This is a genomic window from Pseudomonas luteola NBRC 103146, from assembly GCF_002091675.1.
GTDB classification, from domain to species: domain Bacteria; phylum Pseudomonadota; class Gammaproteobacteria; order Pseudomonadales; family Pseudomonadaceae; genus Chryseomonas; species Chryseomonas luteola.
In genome coordinates this window covers 100,214-117,590 of the sequence record NZ_BDAE01000015.1, presented here as the reverse complement: position 1 = coordinate 117,590, position 17,377 = coordinate 100,214, and the positions used below count along the sequence as shown (strand labels likewise).

20 protein-coding genes are annotated in these 17,377 nt (G+C 55.0%); 14 read left to right on the top strand and 6 right to left on the bottom strand.

Annotation, left to right across the window (positions count from 1 at the left end; genetic code table 11):
- From PLU01S_RS16525 to PLU01S_RS16515, 3 genes are all read left to right on the top strand, one after another.
- Positions 1 to 1,218: an HlyD family secretion protein gene (locus PLU01S_RS16525; protein ID WP_074824279.1), complete on the top strand. Its 1,218-nt coding sequence runs from the start codon at positions 1 to 3 to the stop codon at positions 1,216 to 1,218.
- Positions 1,215 to 2,597 carry an efflux transporter outer membrane subunit gene (locus PLU01S_RS16520; protein ID WP_074824276.1) on the top strand — a complete coding sequence of 461 codons (1,383 nt, stop codon included), beginning with the start codon at positions 1,215 to 1,217 and terminating at the stop codon, positions 2,595 to 2,597. The genes PLU01S_RS16525 and PLU01S_RS16520 overlap by 4 nt, the downstream gene beginning before the upstream one ends.
- A 92-nt stretch (positions 2,598 to 2,689) precedes the next feature.
- Positions 2,690 to 3,394 (top strand): YebC/PmpR family DNA-binding transcriptional regulator, encoded by a 705-nt coding sequence (locus PLU01S_RS16515; protein ID WP_074824271.1) that lies wholly within the window; start codon positions 2,690 to 2,692, stop codon positions 3,392 to 3,394.
- A gap of 54 nt (positions 3,395 to 3,448) precedes the next feature.
- On the opposite strand, the gene PLU01S_RS16510 is transcribed toward PLU01S_RS16515, so the two are convergent.
- From PLU01S_RS16510 to dcp, 3 genes are all read right to left on the bottom strand, one after another.
- A complete protein-coding gene (locus tag PLU01S_RS16510) occupies positions 3,449 to 3,715 on the bottom strand; it encodes a hypothetical protein (RefSeq protein ID WP_010794688.1) in 267 nt (88 codons plus the stop codon).
- A 140-nt stretch (positions 3,716 to 3,855) separates the two neighbouring features.
- A complete protein-coding gene (locus tag PLU01S_RS16505; RefSeq protein ID WP_010794689.1) occupies positions 3,856 to 4,692 on the bottom strand; it encodes an inositol monophosphatase family protein in 837 nt (278 codons plus the stop codon).
- Between the two features lie 172 nt (positions 4,693 to 4,864).
- Positions 4,865 to 7,054 carry a peptidyl-dipeptidase Dcp gene (gene dcp / locus PLU01S_RS16500; protein ID WP_074824268.1) on the bottom strand — a complete coding sequence of 730 codons (2,190 nt, stop codon included), beginning with the start codon at positions 7,052 to 7,054 and terminating at the stop codon, positions 4,865 to 4,867.
- A gap of 266 nt (positions 7,055 to 7,320) precedes the next feature.
- Here dcp and PLU01S_RS16495 point away from each other — a divergent pair, with 266 nt between their 5' ends.
- The 9 genes from PLU01S_RS16495 to PLU01S_RS16455 all read left to right on the top strand — a co-directional run bounded on the left by PLU01S_RS16495 (position 7,321) and on the right by PLU01S_RS16455 (position 14,017).
- Complete coding sequence (locus PLU01S_RS16495; RefSeq protein WP_074824265.1) at positions 7,321 to 7,827, top strand: GNAT family N-acetyltransferase; 507 nt, start codon at positions 7,321 to 7,323, stop codon at positions 7,825 to 7,827.
- A gap of 102 nt (positions 7,828 to 7,929) precedes the next feature.
- On the top strand, positions 7,930 to 9,525 hold the full coding sequence (locus tag PLU01S_RS16490) for an ABC transporter substrate-binding protein (protein WP_074824262.1): 1,596 nt from the start codon (positions 7,930 to 7,932) through the stop codon (positions 9,523 to 9,525).
- Between the two features lie 98 nt (positions 9,526 to 9,623).
- Complete coding sequence (locus tag PLU01S_RS16485; RefSeq protein ID WP_074824259.1) at positions 9,624 to 9,824, top strand: hypothetical protein; 201 nt, start codon at positions 9,624 to 9,626, stop codon at positions 9,822 to 9,824.
- A 23-nt stretch (positions 9,825 to 9,847) separates the two neighbouring features.
- Positions 9,848 to 10,267 (top strand): GNAT family N-acetyltransferase, encoded by a 420-nt coding sequence (locus tag PLU01S_RS16480; protein WP_074824256.1) that lies wholly within the window; start codon positions 9,848 to 9,850, stop codon positions 10,265 to 10,267.
- Between the two features lie 196 nt (positions 10,268 to 10,463).
- Positions 10,464 to 11,078 carry a hypothetical protein gene (locus PLU01S_RS16475; RefSeq protein WP_074824253.1) on the top strand — a complete coding sequence of 205 codons (615 nt, stop codon included), beginning with the start codon at positions 10,464 to 10,466 and terminating at the stop codon, positions 11,076 to 11,078.
- A gap of 222 nt (positions 11,079 to 11,300) precedes the next feature.
- Positions 11,301 to 11,732, top strand: a complete 432-nt coding sequence (locus PLU01S_RS16470; RefSeq protein WP_074824250.1) for a nuclear transport factor 2 family protein — start codon at positions 11,301 to 11,303, stop codon at positions 11,730 to 11,732.
- A gap of 90 nt (positions 11,733 to 11,822) precedes the next feature.
- Positions 11,823 to 12,560, top strand: a complete 738-nt coding sequence (locus tag PLU01S_RS16465) for a DUF72 domain-containing protein (RefSeq protein ID WP_074824246.1) — start codon at positions 11,823 to 11,825, stop codon at positions 12,558 to 12,560.
- A gap of 114 nt (positions 12,561 to 12,674) precedes the next feature.
- Positions 12,675 to 13,223, top strand: coding sequence for a non-canonical purine NTP pyrophosphatase (locus PLU01S_RS16460; protein WP_074824241.1), 549 nt, complete (start codon positions 12,675 to 12,677; stop codon positions 13,221 to 13,223).
- Positions 13,224 to 13,225: 2 nt separating this feature from the next.
- Complete coding sequence (locus tag PLU01S_RS16455) at positions 13,226 to 14,017, top strand: SIR2 family protein (protein WP_074824238.1); 792 nt, start codon at positions 13,226 to 13,228, stop codon at positions 14,015 to 14,017.
- A 26-nt stretch (positions 14,018 to 14,043) separates the two neighbouring features.
- On the opposite strand, the gene PLU01S_RS16450 is transcribed toward PLU01S_RS16455, so the two are convergent.
- Complete coding sequence (locus PLU01S_RS16450; RefSeq protein WP_074824235.1) at positions 14,044 to 14,757, bottom strand: glutathione S-transferase N-terminal domain-containing protein; 714 nt, start codon at positions 14,755 to 14,757, stop codon at positions 14,044 to 14,046.
- 216 nt (positions 14,758 to 14,973) lie between these two features.
- Here PLU01S_RS16450 and PLU01S_RS16445 point away from each other — a divergent pair, with 216 nt between their 5' ends.
- Positions 14,974 to 15,210, top strand: coding sequence for a DUF2171 domain-containing protein (locus PLU01S_RS16445; RefSeq protein ID WP_074824233.1), 237 nt, complete (start codon positions 14,974 to 14,976; stop codon positions 15,208 to 15,210).
- 66 nt (positions 15,211 to 15,276) lie between these two features.
- On the opposite strand, the gene PLU01S_RS16440 is transcribed toward PLU01S_RS16445, so the two are convergent.
- Complete coding sequence (locus PLU01S_RS16440) at positions 15,277 to 15,531, bottom strand: DUF2789 domain-containing protein (RefSeq protein ID WP_074824231.1); 255 nt, start codon at positions 15,529 to 15,531, stop codon at positions 15,277 to 15,279.
- Between the two features lie 225 nt (positions 15,532 to 15,756).
- Between PLU01S_RS16440 and PLU01S_RS16435 the strand changes: the two genes are divergently transcribed.
- Positions 15,757 to 16,281, top strand: a complete 525-nt coding sequence (locus PLU01S_RS16435) for a hypothetical protein (RefSeq protein WP_074824229.1) — start codon at positions 15,757 to 15,759, stop codon at positions 16,279 to 16,281.
- Here PLU01S_RS16435 and PLU01S_RS16430 read toward each other — a convergent pair.
- Positions 16,241 to 17,137: a bestrophin family protein gene (locus tag PLU01S_RS16430; RefSeq protein ID WP_010794704.1), complete on the bottom strand. Its 897-nt coding sequence runs from the start codon at positions 17,135 to 17,137 to the stop codon at positions 16,241 to 16,243. The genes PLU01S_RS16435 and PLU01S_RS16430 overlap by 41 nt on opposite strands.
- Between the last annotated feature and the right edge of the window lie 240 nt (positions 17,138 to 17,377).

Here is a 17,377-nt window from a genome sequence, read left to right as displayed (position 1 = left end):
ATGAGCGACGAAAAACCATTACCTGATGACGAGCGCAAGGGCTCAAGCGAAGCTGAAAAAACGCCGCCTCAAACCGAACAGGCAGCTTCCGTACCGGACGCCGGAGCGACAAATCCTGGGCCGCCCAAAGTGATCAAACCGTCACGGATGACGGTCATCATCATGCTGGTGGTAGCGCTGGCAGGCGTCCTGACGATTCTCTATGCGTGGCAGCTGTGGCCGTTTACCAGTGGCATCGTGACAACCAACAATGCCTACGTCCGGGGACAGATTACCGTCATGGCCCCTCAGGTGAATGGTTATGTAGCCGAGGTACTCGTACAGGACTTCGAGCATGTAAAGCAGGGGCAACTGCTGGTTCGGATCGACGACCGAATCTATCGCCAGCGTGTTGAGCAAAACCAGGCACAGCTGGCAGCCCGGCAGGCGGATCTTGCGAACTCCATACAAACCCTGGCCTCCAACCAGGCCACACTGGCGTCGCGCCGGGCGGAACTGCTGTCGGTGCAGGCCGAACTGGATCGCGCACGAGCCGATGAGCGTCGTGTCAACGAACTCGCCTCCCGAGGCTCGGTTTCCCTGCGCGAGCGTGATCAGACACGCGCTTCGGCCAGGGCCGCCGCCGCTCAGGTCAAGCAGGCACAAGCGGCCATCAATATTGCCGAGGAAAACGTAAAGGCGACTCGCGTGTCACGCGGAAGCCTGGAAGCTCAGGTACAGATGGCGGAAGCGGCGCTGCATCTGGCACAGATCGACCTCGACAATACTTTGATCAAGGCGCCACGGGAAGGACAGCTCAGCGAAGTATCCGTACGCCTCGGGCAGTACGTGACGGCAGGCTCGCAACTCCTCTACCTAGTACCGGATCTGGTCTGGGTGGTAGCCAACTATAAGGAAACGCAGACACACAACATGGCGATTGGTCAGCCGGTCCGCTTCAACGTCGATGCCTTGGACGGCGCAGAGCTTACCGGCCGTGTCGAGCGGTTGGCGCCTGCAACCGGCTCGGAGTTCAGCATTCTTCGCCCAGACAACGCCACGGGTAATTTCACCAAGGTGGTACAGCGCATCCCTGTGCGGATCACCATTGATCCTAACCAACCCTTGGCGCAGCGGCTAAGGCCAGGCATGTCTGTTGTTACCCATATTGATACGGATGCGACCCCAGCGACCAGCCAGACAGAACGACCTGTAGCGCAACGGAGCGCTGCACCATGAGGGATGTTCGATTCCATCCTTTACTATTGGCCTTGGCGGTAAGCCTGGCCGCTTGTGTGCCACCCAAGAAACCGCTACCGCCCGAAGCTGCCATACAGCCTCCTGGGCAGTGGCGTGCAGCGAGTGAGCCGGCAAGTGCCGTTCGAAGCGATTGGTGGCGCAACTTTAACGATCCCCGGTTGACTCGCTTGGTAGAAACCGCGCTTGAGCACAACACTGACGTGTTAGCTGCTATTTCCCGCGTCGATGCGGCTCGCGAGCAGATTGCACTGGCACGTTCGGCCCTGTTTCCTTCGATAAATGCCTCGGTTGCCACACAAACCAACCGCAATCTCGGCACGCTGGGTATCACCCATACCCGTTCGGCTCAGCCACAGGTACAGATTGCGTATGAGCTGGATGTATGGGGGCGCCTGCGTACTCTCGAACAGGCCGCACGGCTCCAATATCAGGCCAGCCAGACCGATCGGGATGCTGTTCTTCTCACCGTGGCCAGCACGACCGCACGGGCATACATCACCCTTCTCTCACTGGATGCTCAGCTGCAGGTTACCCGTGAGACAGCCGAGTCTCGCCTTGGGGCGCTCAAGGTCGCAGAGGATCGCGCCGGTGAGGGCTACACGTCAGAATTGGAGTTGACGCAGGCCCAGTCCGAATATGAGGCCGCCATGCAAATGATTCCGCAGCTTCAACAGGTCATTCGCCGACAGGAAAATGCCATTCAGGTGCTGACGGGCGCCCTGCCGGCCCCAGTGGACGGTGGGCTGCACTTTCAGGACGTACACCCTCCCCGTGTTCCCGGTGTATTGCCATCGGAGTTGCTGCGCAGACGGCCGGATGTCGCACGTGCCGAACAGCAGCTGGCTGCCAGTGACCTCAACCTGGAGGCCCGACGTGATGAGTTTCTTCCGCAGGTACAGCTGTCCGGCAGCGTCGGCCGGCTTTACGTCAATTCGCTGAACTACGATCCGGTCAAGGTCTGGAGCCTGGGCGCCAGCATCCTTGCTCCGATTTTCACAGCGGGTCGACTGGAAGCCCAGGTCAATATCGCTACCGCTCAGCGTAATCAGGCCGCTTATGCGTATCGGGCCGCAGCGCTGAATGCGTTTGCCGACGTTGAAAATGCCTTGTCAGGCGTCACGCTGTATGCCGAACAGATTGATCGTATCCAGGCACGCCGGCGCACGCTGGCACGTTCGCTTGAAATCGCCCGGGATCGCTACCGCAGCGGTTACTCCTCCTACCTTGATGAGCTCGACGCCCAACGCAACCTCTTCAATCTGGATCTGGCGGCTGTACAGGTGCGCGAGAGCCAGCTGAACAATGTCATTTCGCTCTACCAGGCGCTGGGAGGGGGTTGGACACCTGCGCGGGATTAGCTGTGCATGGCACACAGCTGATCATTTAGCTCCGCTCAAACTCTCGGTATGGACTAGAATTTGCGCCTTTATTCCCTCTTGAAGAGACAACTATGGGCGCACAGTGGAAAGCCAAACATAAAGAAGCCGCAGCCAATGCCAAGGGCAAGATCTTTGGCAAACTGTCGAAAGAGATCATGATCGCTGCGCGCTCCGGCCCGGACCCAGACATGAATCCTCGCCTGCGTCTGGTCGTCGAGCAGGCCAAAAAGGCCTCCATGCCTCGCGAAACACTGGAGCGCGCCATCAAGAAAGGCGCAGGTCTTTTGGGCGAAGCGGTCAACTATGAGCGCACCACCTATGAAGGTTTTACTCCCCACCGTGTGCCGGTCATTGTGGAATGCCTGACCGATAACGTGAACCGTACTGTCGCCGAGATTCGCGTACTGTTTCGCAAGGGCCAGCTTGGCGCGTCCGGCTCGGTAGCGTGGGATTTCGATTATGTAGGCATGATCGAGGCAACGCCCGATACGCCAGAAGCTGATCCGGAGCTGGCTGCGATCGAAGCAGGCGCTCAGGATTTCGAGGCGGGTGAGGATGACGCCACCCTCTTTATAAGCGACGCTACCGACATGGATGCCGTCTGCAAGGCGCTGCCAACTCTTGGTTTTACAGTACAGTCAGCCAATCTGGGTTATCGCCCCAAAAACCCGGTCACCGGCTTGAGCGATGCTGAAATGGAAGAAGTAGAAGCCTTTCTGGAGGCCCTAGATGCCCACGATGACGTGCAGAACGTTTATGTAGGTCTGGCAGGTTAAGCCATGCAGCCAGGGCGAAAAGCAATTTTTGCCTTTCGCCCTGTGAGATAAGCATCAGGCGGCCTTGGGCTGATCAAACAGCATTCGCCCATGGTCCAGGCATTGGTCAACTAGCCATTTGCCGTGAGCAATGGACGCTCTCTGGGCCTGATCCAGTTCGGCCAGGAAGGCATGACTGACCGGAAGCGGCATGCGCCGGGTTACATGCCCGTGCAGGTCGCTTATCCGGCAACCGCCTGCCCAGGGTAAAGGGCTGCCTGAATGCTCCATGATTTCAGCCGTAATGACATGATCGCGGTAGGTACATTGCATGGTACTCATGGTCTGATCCTCGCTTTCGAATGGCATCGTCAGGTTCTCACAGGCATGCCCGCTTCGTACAAGTCCTGTCTCAAAGGATAGATGAACGGCGACACAACCCTGTACCGTCATGCCCCCACGCGCAGAAAAACGCAAAAGGCTTAGTTACTGTCCAACGAGGGCCCTATCAGGCCTGCTAGCTGCTCATATACTCCGGGCGCAGCGACCAGAAGCGGATTCCCTTCCAGCAGCCCTTCGCCACGGAAGAAGTCACTCGACCGACCACCGGCTTCCTTGACCATGACAAGGCCTGCCAGGCAATCCCAGCTGTTGATAAGCGTCTCGTAATAGCCAATCAACCGACCCGCGGCCACATAAGCCGTCATCAGCGCCCCGGAGCCGTTGCGGATAAACATCCCACCCTCGTCCAACAGACCGGTCAGGAAAGGAATGAAGTTTTCCTTACCACGGCGGTGCGTTGTACCTACCCCTACGACTCCTTCACGAACGTGTTGGGCAGCATGGGCCTTGAGCGGGATATCATTGACGAACGCGCCCTGGCCCAGGCAGGCATGAAAGAGTTCCTGATGGTTCGGATCGGCGATAGCGCCCAGATAGGGCTCACCGTCAATCATGAGTCCGATGGATACACACCAGCTGTGCAAGCCGTTTACGAAACAGCTGGTTCCGTCGATGGGGTCGATGACCCAGATGCAGCGCGCATCCAATGCTGCAGTACCGTTTTCCTCGCCGATAAAGCCATCCTCCGGAAAACGCTCCGAAAGCTGCGCCCGGATGAAGTCCTCCAGTGTCTTGTCGGCAACACTGACGACATCCTGCAGGTTACCGCCTTTGTGCATTACCGTCAGGCTCGAACGGCGCGCATAGAAGTCCATGCCCAGACGTGCCGCTTCCTGTGCGATAGCCTTGGCGGCCTCATAGCGTGAATCGATATCGAGGCTATCCGGTGCGCTGGCGCCGGTAACAGTCGTGGTCATGACGGGTCCTTTTCAAAAACATGGTGCAATAATTGGGAGCGCCTAATCTAAGCGCTCCACTGTGACAAATACTGCGCGGCTCGGCATAGGATAAAAAGCTGCACTTTAAGCCTAGGCCATGAATGCTGGTAGCAAGACAGACCTTCCAGGCCCGTCTACTTATAAGGAAAGCTCAACCCTGGCTATCACCTTTCAGGCCACGGTTAATCAGCATGGGCTCGATATCCGGTTCATGGCCCCGCCAGTCCCGGTAGACCTGCTCCAGATCGGTGCTGTTGCCGCGAGAAAGAACCATGTCGCGAAAGCGTTGACCGTTTTCAGGGGTAAGGCCGCCGTGCTCTCTGAACCACTCGAAGCCATCATCGGCCAGCATCTGTGTCCACAGATAAGCGTAATACCCTGCCGCATAGCCATTGCCCCAGATGTGCATGAAATAACTGGATCTGTAGCGAGGCGGCACATAACTGAGGTTTATGCGGTCCTTCTCCAGCGCAGCCTTTTCAAATGCATCAACGTCTTGCTGAGGCGCTTCAGCTGCAATCATGTGCCAGTGCATGTCGAGTAGCGCAGCGGCCAGGAGCTCGGTCATGTCATAGCCCTTGTTGAAGCGAGACGCGGTCTTGATCTTCTCGACCAGCTCAGCGGGCATGGGCTTGCCGGTTGCGTAATGCTTGGCATAGTTGGCGAACACTTTAGGGTCTTCCGCCCAGTGCTCGTTGATCTGCGAAGGAAATTCGACGAAATCGCTCGGCGTATTGGCGCCCGAGATACTGCCGTACATCTGGTCAGCGAACATGCCGTGCAGGGCATGACCGAACTCATGAAACAAGGTTATGACATCGTCCCATGAAAGCAGCGCCGGTTGGCCTGGGGCCGGATTGGTGAAATTGCAGACGTTATAGACAACCGGCTTGGTGCCCAGCAGCCGCGACTGATCGACGAAGTTACCCATCCAGGCACCGCCACTCTTGTTATCCCGAGCGAAGAAATCGGTGTAGAACAAGGCCATTGAAGAGCCATCCTTGTCGAACACCTCATAAACCTTCACATCCGACTGATACACCGGAATGTCCGTCCGCTCCTTGAACGTAATGCCGTAGAGCGCCTGCGCTGCGTAAAACACCCCATTCTGGAGCACATTATTAAGCTCGAAATACGGGCGAATCTGTGACTCGTCCAGATCGTAACGGGCCTTGCGAACCTGCTCCGCATAATAAGGCCAATCCCAGGCCTGCAACTTGAAGCCGCCCCCTTGCTTGTCGATAACGGCCTGAATATCCGCCGCCTCGCGCTTGGCTCGGGCTGTGGCCGCCGGCGCGATGTCCCGCATGAAACTTAGCGCAGCCTCTGGCTTCTTGGCCATCTGATCCTGTAGCTTCCAGGTCGCATAATCCGGGAACCCCAGCAGCCTGGCCTGCTCGGCTCTCACCTTGGCCAGACGCGCGATAAGCGAGCGGGTATCGTTGGCATCGCCCTTCTCGGCCCGATTCCACGAGGCATCGAACAAGGCCTTACGCGTATCGCGGTTGGCAAGAGACGCTAGCCAAGGCTGTTGCGTGGTGTTCTGAAGAGTGAGCAGCCATTGCTGGTCCAGATGACGGTCCTGGGCTGCCTGTTCGGCTGCCTTGAGCTCAGGCTCAGAAAGTCCCTCAAGCTGATCCTTGTTGCTGACAGCCAGGGCCCCGTTCTTGGCTGCAGCCAGCAGCCGATTCACAAACTGGGTATTAAGCGTTGCCGCCTCCTGGTTGAGCGATTTGAGCTGGGCCTTATCAGTCTCAGACAGCCGAGCACCTGCCAATACGAAATGCTGATGGGTAATTTCGATAAGCCGCTTGTCCTCGGGTGTCAGACCAAGCATTTCGCGCTGGTCATAAACGGTCTGTAGACGGTCGAACAATGTGCTGTTGAGCGTGATCGCATCACCCAGTGCAGCCAGCTTGGGCGACTGCTCTTCATTGATCCGCTGAAGCGTGTCGGACGTATTGGCGCCAGTGAGCGCGCTAAAAACTGTCATGACCCTGTCCAACAGGGCTCCGGCTTTTTCCAGCGCAACGTAGGTATTCTCGAAAGTAGGCGGCTCGGGGTTGTTCGCAATGTGCTCGATTTCAGCCAACTTTTGCCGGATGCCTTCTGTAATGGCGGGCTCGAAGTCCGACTCCTTGATCAGGTCGAACCGAGGTGCCTGAAAGGGCAATGCACTCTCCTGGAAAAAGGGATTCGCCTGAAGGGCCGAGCCGTTCTTATCTGCCATGTTGACCTCCTGTGCAGTCGTTCCGGCTTCAGTAACAGACTGGGTTTCGTTAGCAAAGGCATAGCTGCCAAGGGATGTACTGATAGCCAGAAACAGCAAAGATAGACGCATTAATGCTTACTCTCCCTATTTTTCTTATTCCATGCAGCCACGACGCGCTCATACAAAATAGCGCGTCACATTGGGCACAGCGTAGTTTCAAATTGGCAGGCGAGTCTTGGCGATTGAACTCGAACAAAACGGTGTGAACCGCAGACCGCAATTTGTTATAAGCAAAGAAACCCGTCTGGGCCGGGCCTTGGGATAGTATCGCCTGCCCGAGGGATGCACTAGTCTTAAGAACTGCCCCTATCGTTTCAGCCTAATGGAAAGCCGCCATGCCTGTACGAGCAGCCACGTCTGAAGATGCCTCCGCAATCGCCATGATCCATATCGAATCCTGGCGCGCCGCCTATCAAGGCATCATGCCTCAGGCAGTGCTGGATAACCTCCAATACGAGTCCAGATATGCCCATTGGAAATCAAGACTGGAAGCGGAAAATGCTCCGATATGGGTTGCTGAGCGCAGCGGGTCAGTAGCCGGCTGGATGGCGTGCGGCCCTGACCGTGATTGGCCGGGAGAGGCCTCCAGGCGAGAAATTCATGCGATCTACATAGCCCCACGGCACTACCGTACCGGCCTTGGGACAGCGCTGTTACGGCATTATTTCTCTTCGCTGGAGTTGCCCGCTGTTAGTTGTGTATCCCTTTGGGTATTACAGGACAACCTTGCAGCAATGGCTTTTTATCGACAGCACGGCTTCGACCATACAGAAGCCCGTAAAACCCTATTAAGAGGTGGGGTCGACCTGACCGAAGTGAAACTGACCAAGCGGCTTATCTGACGTGACCCTTGAAATATCTGCTTTCATTTAAATCCTGCCGGTATTCCTGAGCCGCGGTAGCGTACGCGTTTCGCTGAACCTCACGCTTTAAGGAAACGGCTCATGTTCAAGACGCTTTTTACGGCGTTGGTCACGGCTGGCTGCGTGTTCAACGTTTTATCTGCCCAGGCTGCAAGCAACCTGGTCTACTGTTCGGAAGGCAGTCCAGCAGGATTTGACCCCGGCCTGTACACAGCGGGAACCGATCATGATGCTGCGGCCAGTACGTTGTTCAACCGACTGGCCGATTTCGAGCGAGGCGGCACCAAGGCCATTCCTTCCCTTGCAGAGCGTTGGGACATCAGCGAAGACGGCAAGACCTATACCTTCTTTCTACGGCAGGGCGTGAACTTCCATACGACGGACTATTTCAAACCGACCCGCGCCTTCAATGCCGATGACGTCCTGTTCACCTTTCAGCGCATGCTGGATAAAGAGCATCCGTTCCGCAAGGCCTATCCCAGCGAGTTCCCCTACTTTACCGGCATGAGTCTGGACAAGAATATCGCCCGGGTTGAAAAGGTGGACGAGCATACAGTTCGCTTCATGCTAAATGAGCGCGACGCTGCTTTTGTGCAGAATTTGGCGATGCGGTTTGCCGGTATCCATTCAGCCGAATATGCCGACCAGCTGCTCAAACAGGGCAAGGCTGAACAGATCAACCAGAAGCCTATCGGTACCGGCCCCTTCGTCTTCAGTCGCTACCAGAAAGACGCCATGATCCGTTTCAAGGGCAACAAGGATTACTGGCAACCGGGACAGGTCAAGCTCGACAACCTTATCTTCTCGATTAATACCGATTCTGCCGTGCGGGCTCAAAAGCTGCGCACAGGCGAATGCCACGTCAGCGTTTACCCTAATCCGGCGGATATTGCCTCGCTGGAGAAAGACCCCAACCTGAAGGTCATGAGTAGCCCTGGCTATAACATTGGCTACCTAGGCTATAACGTTCAGCATCCGCCACTGGACAAGCTGGAAGTCCGCCAGGCGCTCGACATGGCGATCAACAAGCAGAACATCATTGAAGCCGTTTTCCAGGGCGCAGGACAGCTTGCCGTTAACGGGATGCCGCCCAGCCAGTGGTCCTACAACGAAACGATAAAGGATCTGCCGCGCGACCCGGTCAAGGCCAAGGAGCTTCTCAAGCAAGCTGGCGTCAAAGAAGGCACAAAGATCACCCTATGGGCTATGCCGGTCCAGCGGCCGTATAACCCGAACGCGCGCCTGATGGCCCAGATGATCCAGAACGACTGGGCCAAGATTGGCATTAACGCCGAGATTGTGACGTACGAATGGGGCGAATACCTCAAGCGCGCCAAGAGCGGCCAGCAGGACACCATCCTGGTGGGCTGGACAGGCGACAATGGTGATCCAGACAACTGGCTGGGTACGCTGTATGGCTGCGATGCGATTGGCAGCAACAACTACTCCATGTGGTGCGACAAAACCTACGATGACCTCGTGAAGAACGGCAAGCGTGTCTCCGATCAGGCCGAGCGGACCGAGTTTTACCGTCAGGCTCAGGTGCGCATGAAGGAACAGATCCCCAATACCCCTATCGCCCACTCCACGGCGTTCATGCCCATGCGCAAGAATGTGCAAGGCTATGTAATGAGCCCGCTGGGCCATAACGCTTTCGTTGGGGTCAGCGTTGACTGATGTCGATACGGCGAGCCGCTAATCGCTCGCCGTGTCGCTCGCGGTAGATAAATACGTCGGTTCGGTTTTATCATGACGGGTTGCTGCAAGAGATCATCATGAGCCGAGCCGATTTTCATCAAGCACATGCCACACAAGCCGTTGCCGAGGCACAGCGCCTGCTCTCCAGACGAGACGAAATGGGCGCACGCTGGCTACCCTGGGTCGCTACTGAGCTCTATAGCCTCAGCCCTACTGAGTACGCCTCGATGGTGAGGCGTGCCTTGGAGCAGCTGGCCGGTAATACGCCCAATACCTGAATGCTATTTGTCCTCAAAGAGCTATGAGCGAACTGCAGTACGGCCTCCTCTCACCTGAACTCCGCCCGCTTATCGACAAGTTTTATCGCGCCCATGGCAGCACCATGCGAACCGCCAGAGGCGATAGCGTGCGCTATTGGATAGCCCGGCGACAAGGCATTCTCGGTGTCCTGAACCTTAGTCCCATCGAACAGGGCTTTTGGCTGACGGGCCTCTTCGTTTCACATGAGGAGCGCGGCCAGGGTATTGGTGGCAGATTGCTGGAGCATGCCGTAAACCATGCGGCATCGCCTGTCTGGCTGTTCTGCCACCCCGAACTCGTCCCTTTTTACCAATCCAATGGATTTCAGACACTAGCATCCTTGCCTGAGTCGCTTAGCGATAAACTCCGGCGCTATCAGCAAAGCAAACCCTTGATAGCCCTGGAATACAGCCCGTCGTGATTGCCTTCTGATTCATGTTTCGGTCACATGATGAAGCTATGTTGAAGAAGTATATTACGGCTGCGGCAGCCTCTTGCCCGCACAGTCGCCCTGCTATCCGTTTCGCGCAGATGGAAATTTCTTTGCCAGCCTTGAAGCAAAACGGTTGGCTTCGGGTCTTAAGACCATATAGTCCAGACGCGCGCCAGGAGGCCCCATGACTTCGCACCCCCAGCTCCACGGTACCGGTTTTCTCCTTTTGCTAAAGCGTCTGGTCTCCAAGCGCACCTTCGAGGATATTGATCGCCAGCTTGAGCAACTAGGTACCGAATTCCCCCTGTTCGACCACCCGCCACTGAACATCGACCAGGAAGGCGCAGAAAGCCTTGAAGGGCTTGGTATCCGGGCGTATCAGTTCCAGGTCATGAGTTGTCACCAAGGTAAAATGGGTTTGGGTGCCGCCTTGATGAAGCTGGGCTTTACTCCCGTTTCGAGCACTCCTGAACAGACGCTGTATCGCAACGAGGCGGGTGAAAAACTGATGCTGCGCATGCAGTCCGAATTTGGCGGTGTGCTGCTCAATCTGGTTACGGACTCCCCCGCCCTACTGGCCTCTATTCATGCACAAAAAATTGCACCGCCAGCTCCCTGGCAGGCATTTCCTACGGTCGATGTGGGTTGCATGGATACGCTACAAGGCGAGTTGGCGTTCTGGTGGAGCCAGCACTGGACGCCTTATTGGAGCCGCCTGGATGAAAACGAGCGTCTTCAGTACCTGCAACTCAACAACGTGCCCGCTGTCTGGAAAGATTTCCTTTCGCTACACGCCTAAGCCACCCTGCTTTGCTGCTTGACGAGAACCTTTTCGCTCAAGCAGCGCTTGCTCTGTTGGCAAAAACAACACGCCAATTGACGCCCTCTCGTGAAACGTCTACAACACATCATGTTGTACGACGACTTATGACCGCTGTGCCTCTTCCATACTCGAACGAGATCCACAGCCATCACGTACAACGATCCATTCCGCATCGCTTACAACAACAAGGAAATGCTCATGCGAAATATCAAGCTGATCGTTGGCTTTCTGTGCCTTTTCAGCGGCTATGCTATGGCCGCCACGTCTTCGGATGAAACGGCGGTAGCTGAGGCCGTGGACAAGCTTACCCAGGCCATGTGGCACAAGGATATTGCCAGTCTGAATGCCCTGACGGCCGAAAATCTTACCTATGGCCATTCCAGCGGCAACATCCAAGATAAGAAAGCATTCATTGCGGATATCGAAACAGGCAAAAGCGCATTCAAAGAGCTGAAAATGCTCAACCAGAAAATCACAATGTCGGGTGATGTGGCCCTGGTTCGCAATCATTTCTCTGCACAAGCCATCAATAGCGGCAAGTTGACGCCTACTGAAATTGAAAACTTTCAGATCTGGCAAAAACAGAACGGAGAATGGCTGTTGATTGGCCGTCAGGCTTTCCGCTTCTAACCAGGCACCTGCCGCTTCCCCGCTACGAAGCGGCAGGATCAATCACCTGATCCGTTAGTCAAACACAGATCAGACACGACTGGCTTAAAACTGATCTTGAATACACTTCCCTACATTGGATGTGCCGGCTGGAGCCTGCCGCGTTCACAGTGGCCCGACTTTCCGGCAGAGGGCACCCACTTGCAGCGCTACGCTGCCCGCTTCAATACCGTTGAAATCAACTCTTCGTTTTACCGCCCTCACCAACCGGCGACCTACGCCAAATGGGCTGACTCGACGCCAGAGGGTTTTCGGTTCGCAGTAAAGGTCCCCAAGCAAATCACTCACATTCAGCGCCTCGCTCACGGCGGAGCACTGTTGAACGGCTTTCTGTCGGAGTGCAGTCACTTGGGAGAGAAACTGGGCTGCCTGCTGATCCAGCTTCCTCCTTCACTGGCATTCAAGGCAGAACTTACCCGTGACTTTCTGGAGGATCTCAGGGCTCGCTACAACGGACACGCCGTTCTTGAACCCCGCCATGCCAGCTGGCAACGTGATGATGCCCAGTCCATGCTGATGGCTTATCGAATTGGCCAAGTAGCTGCCGATCCCTCTCCATTGGCGAACGGCAACATGCCCGGTGCATCGCCGGAGGTGGTCTACTACCGCCTTCACGGCTCGCCCCGGATCTATCACTCCTCCTATACCCATGATGCCCTTGCATCTCTGGCCCAGACCTTGGCACATCATCATGAACGGAGCGTTCCCACATGGTGCATTTTTGATAACACCGCCAGCGGCGCAGCCGTACCCAACGCACTGGACATGCAACGCCTGCTTGCAGGCTGATGGCGTATGCCGACCGCCGGACCTTTTGAAGGCGAACCCTTGGTTATCCACTTCCCTCTAAATCAGAAAGGTAGCGAGCCGCCCTGAGAATCGTAATGCCTTTGCAGGCCAACCATGAAAATTCGATTTATTTCCAGCAACACGCGAAAGATTGAAGAAGTCTCTCACCTGCTCGCCAAAACGCGAATCGAGATTGTCCCCTACCAGATCAAAATCGATGAACTGCAAACCGAGGATGTGTGCCAATTGATCAGCGACAAGCTGCTCAAAGCGTTCCGCCTCGTTGGGAAGCCTGTATTCGTTGAACACACTGGGCTTTACATCAAGAGCCTGAATGATTTCCCTGCCGGCCTTACACAGCTCTTCTGGGACAAGCTACTGGCAGAACGCTTCTCCTCCGTCATAGGCGGCCTTGAAGATCCCTCAGCCGTGGCCAAGACGCTGATCGGCTACTGTGACGGTCGCAAGAAATACTTCTTTGAGGGCGCCGTTCCTGGGCGAATCACAGAGCAGCCGGCCGGTGATAGCAGCTTTGAATGGGACTGTGTGTTTATGCCTGATGGCCTTGATCAAACCTTTGCCCAACTGGGGCCACGCAAGCATGAGTACTCCATGCGACGGCAGGCGCTGGAAAAATTCGTCAGCTTTATCGAGGAGTCCTGAAAATGGAAGGCCTTAAGGACGCTTACCGTAGCAATCGGCTGATCCTGTTCGTAGGGGCTGGAGTATCAGCCAACCTTGGCTTGCCGCCCTGGAAACAACTGATCGAAGAAGTTGCCGTCCAGCTGGATTATGACCCTGACGTCTTCAATACCTACGGCAATTTTCTTGCGCTAGCCGAGTATTACCGTATCAAGAAAGGCAACATCGGTGCGCTCAGAAGCTGGATGGACCGGGAGTGGCATAAAGATATCGATATCACGGCATCAGAAATACATCGGCTGATCGTACAAGGGCGGTTCTCAGCGATCTACACCACCAACTACGACCGCTGGCTGGAATATGCCCACGATGCCTATCAGCGAGAGTACATCAAGATCGCCAATGCCAGCGATTTGGCCAAGGCGCAGGACAACATCAGACAGATCATCAAATTCCATGGTGATTTCGATGATGACTCATCGATTGTCCTAGCCGAAACAAGCTATTACGAACGGCTTCAATTCGAGACGCCGCTCGACATCAAGCTGAGAGCCGACACACTGAGCAAGGCCGTTCTGTTCATTGGTTACAGCCTTTCGGATACCAATATCCGGCTGCTCTTCCATAAGCTCTCAAAGATGTGGAGCAAGTATGAGCCTTCCGGTGTCAGGCCCATCTCTTATGTCTTCTCCCATATGCCTAATCCTGTACAGGAAGAGATCCTGAGCCAGTGGGGCATCCGCATGATTTCATCAGACCATGACGATCCCGGCCATGCCCTGACGTGCTTTCTCAAGGAGCTGGTCGATTCCTGATGAAGCAGGCATCCATGCCCCTGCCCTTACAACGAGCGAGCGTACTGACCGCGGCCGAACATGCGGTCATAGTCATCCGGTGTGGCTTCTGAACGCGAGGCCACGCCTTCCGCCTGAATCTCCTTGGTCATCTCGACCAGTCGAATGGCAGCAGGTCGCTTTGAAATCGCGCCCAACCAGCGTGTCAGATGGGTATAACGCTCATGGGGTAAGCCAAGGAACTCGAGAATGGCCATCCAGGGATACGTCGCGATATCGGCAATCGAATAGGTATCGCCGCCCAGATAAGAGTGGGTAGCCAGACGCTGGTCGATAAGCTCAACCAGGCGCAGCGCCTCAGTGGTATAGCGCGAGCGCGCGTAGTTGGAGACTTCAGGCTCGAAGCGCGTAAAGTGAACATACTGGCCGAACATAGGGCCGACTCCAGTCAACTGGATCATCAACCACTGCATGACGTCATAACGTGCCGTACCGCTTGCAGGCAGAAACTTCCCCGTCTTCTCAGCAAGGTACTGCAGGATTGCACCCGACTCGAACACACGATATGGCTCCCCGCTCGGTCCGTCAGGATCGATCAACACAGGAACCTTGCTGTTCGGATTGAGTGCCTTGAAGGTATCGGTGAACTGTTCCCCCTTCCAGACATGTACATGCTTGAACCGGTAAGCCAGTTGCAGCTCCTCCAGCATCAGCACCACTTTCAGGACATTGGGACTACCCATGCCATAGAGTTCAATCATTATGTTTGCTCCTTATCAGGTCCGTTCGCTACAGCCTTGGACAATGCTGTACATCAGTCAGAAAAAGGGGGTATCGGACAGTTCTGCTCGCTCATCAGGAGAGTTGAAAAATGCCTCCTGTCGCTCACTCAGAACGTTAGCCATTCGGCAAACCTCTGAATAGATAGCGGATGACTACCTACAGAACCCTTTGTCCTATTTGCCGGAGAAACCTACATGGTTGATGTCGATAAAATCCCTGTTCAAGCGGACGTACTAGGCTCCGATGGTCAACACGTCGGCAAGGTCTATGACATTGTGGATCGCAATAAACTCAAGCTTGAGCGAAGTGATCCAGATGCTCAGGGGCAATATCACCTGATTCCTCTGGAATGGGTGGCCCGCGTAGACGGCGCTACCGTCCACTTGGCACGAACATGCGAAGAGGCACAGCGGGATTGGCAGACGGGATAAGCAGGAATCTGAAAAGCAAAACGGTGGGCCGAAACCCACCGTTTTATTACCTTCCAGGCCTACCATTCAGGTCGCTTGAAACGGCTTATTCTCGTGCAGCAATACGTTGAGTTCATCAACGATCGGCTCCCACTCGGCATCGTTCATGATTTCTTCTTTCAAAAACGCCGCCTGGCTGGGCGTCCAAAAAGGTGCTTCGGAAATCTTGACGTCATCGGGAAGCGGATAGTGCTTGGCGACAAACGCGTCAATACTGGCCTTATCTGAGTCCAGACCCAATTGATCGAATAAGGTCGTGAGATCTTTTACAGGAAGTTCCATAGTCATCTCTCCAGGCTTTCAAATCAGTTCGTAGCAAACTGGGACGTAATGCAGTGTCGTCACTTAATCGCTTACGAAGCATTTACCAATAGAGAGGCAGCTGAGCGCATCGGTTCAATCACAAGCCATCAGCAGATGCATTTGATCTGGAAGCAGCCGAGCGAGTGAGAAAGATCACAAAAACGTAGTCATACCGTCATAAGAGCTTAAAAAGGCGGCCTGCATATGCGCTATCAAAAACAAGCGGTTGCGCTCGTAGTGGCTTGGTTCATGGTAGGTGGTTTCGCCCACCTGTTCATGGCCGGCTTTTTCGTCAAACTTGTCCCCATCGACGTACCCTACCGGTTTGCCATCGTTTGCTTTGGCGGCATTCTGGAAATGGTGGTAGCGGTTGCGGTGCTCTTCAAAGAGCTTCGTCGTTACGCGGGCAGCGTTCTCTTTGTCTGTACGCTCCTTATGCTGCCTGTACACTTCTACACCTGGCAACATGCGGGCCTGTTTCCAGCGCTTCCTGAGTGGGTCCTGGCAGTACGTCTTGTACTGCATGCGCTTTTTCCAATCGTCATCTGGTATGGCTGTATTCATTACACCCCACCTGCCGAATTGGTAGAAAGCAAAAAAGGGGCTGATGAAGGTGTCCACGGCCAGCTCCAGACTGGCGTTGGCCAGCCTGTTATGCGCACCGTAGGCGTAACGCCGGCTTCCAATGCTACTCAGTGGAGCGAACAGAAGCGTTCTCCGACTCCCTGAACATGGACGAAAGATTCTTCTCGATGTTCGCGCAGAGATCGGTCATCTGTATCTGGTGCTGGCTTTCGGAAAACGGGCTTTGTAAATCAGTTCCGATTTTTTCGAGTGCGAGCAACATAAAGCCCACTACCGTAGAGGCCAGAGGTGTAAACCAGCCTAACGACTCTACCAACCCTACCGGGACGATCAAACAGAACAGCGAGATGAACAAGCGTGGAAAGTACACATAAGGATACGGCAACGGAGTATTAGCGATGCGCTCCATACCTCCCTGCCAGTTAGAAATATCCACCATCGTCGATTCAAGACGTGCCAAGCGTATGCTGTCCAGACGCCCTGCCTTGTACTCCTGGGCAATCAAAGCTGCCGAGCCGCTTAGGATGTCGTTGGGAAAATTATTGGTATCACCGCTTCGAGCCACTTCCTCAGCAGGCAATAACTCTGCAAGTCGCTCTGGAATCGGCGCCTTCTTGAGATGCGCGGCTAAAGCATTGACATAGGCCACATGGCGGCGAAACAGCACCTCCTTGATAGGGTTTAAAGCATCGCCCGGATCATCAACCAGAATCAGAACCTGACGGGCAAAATTGCGCGAGCTGTTAACCATCCCTCCCCATAACGTACGAGCTTCCCACCAGCGGTTGTAAGCGCTGGTGTTCCGAATACTCACCAGCATGGCCAGGGCCGAGCCCAGGAGCGTCAATGGCATCGAAGGAAGGCTCATTCGATCATCGACGAACAGCATGAAGTCAACGGTGACAACAATGTCCCAGATAAGCAGCCAAAACAGCGACCAACCTGTATAGGAAAGGGTTTTATGCAGGAATCGGTACTTACGGCGAATAAGGGTTGGCAATGCAGCGCTACTCCAAAATAAAAACTTACTAGCGCTATGACCAATGTGTTTGAAACCTAGCTCACGGAAACCATCTCAGGAAGTTGATTCAAGATCCTTCCGGGTCAGCCTAAGCCGAGACATGTCTCCTGATCGCAGCGGCAATGGAGACAGACCAACATGACTTATTGCGATCGTTTTTTGACGATTCACGGCCGAATTTCAAATATACGTAATAATTCAAACCATCTCTCACTTTCG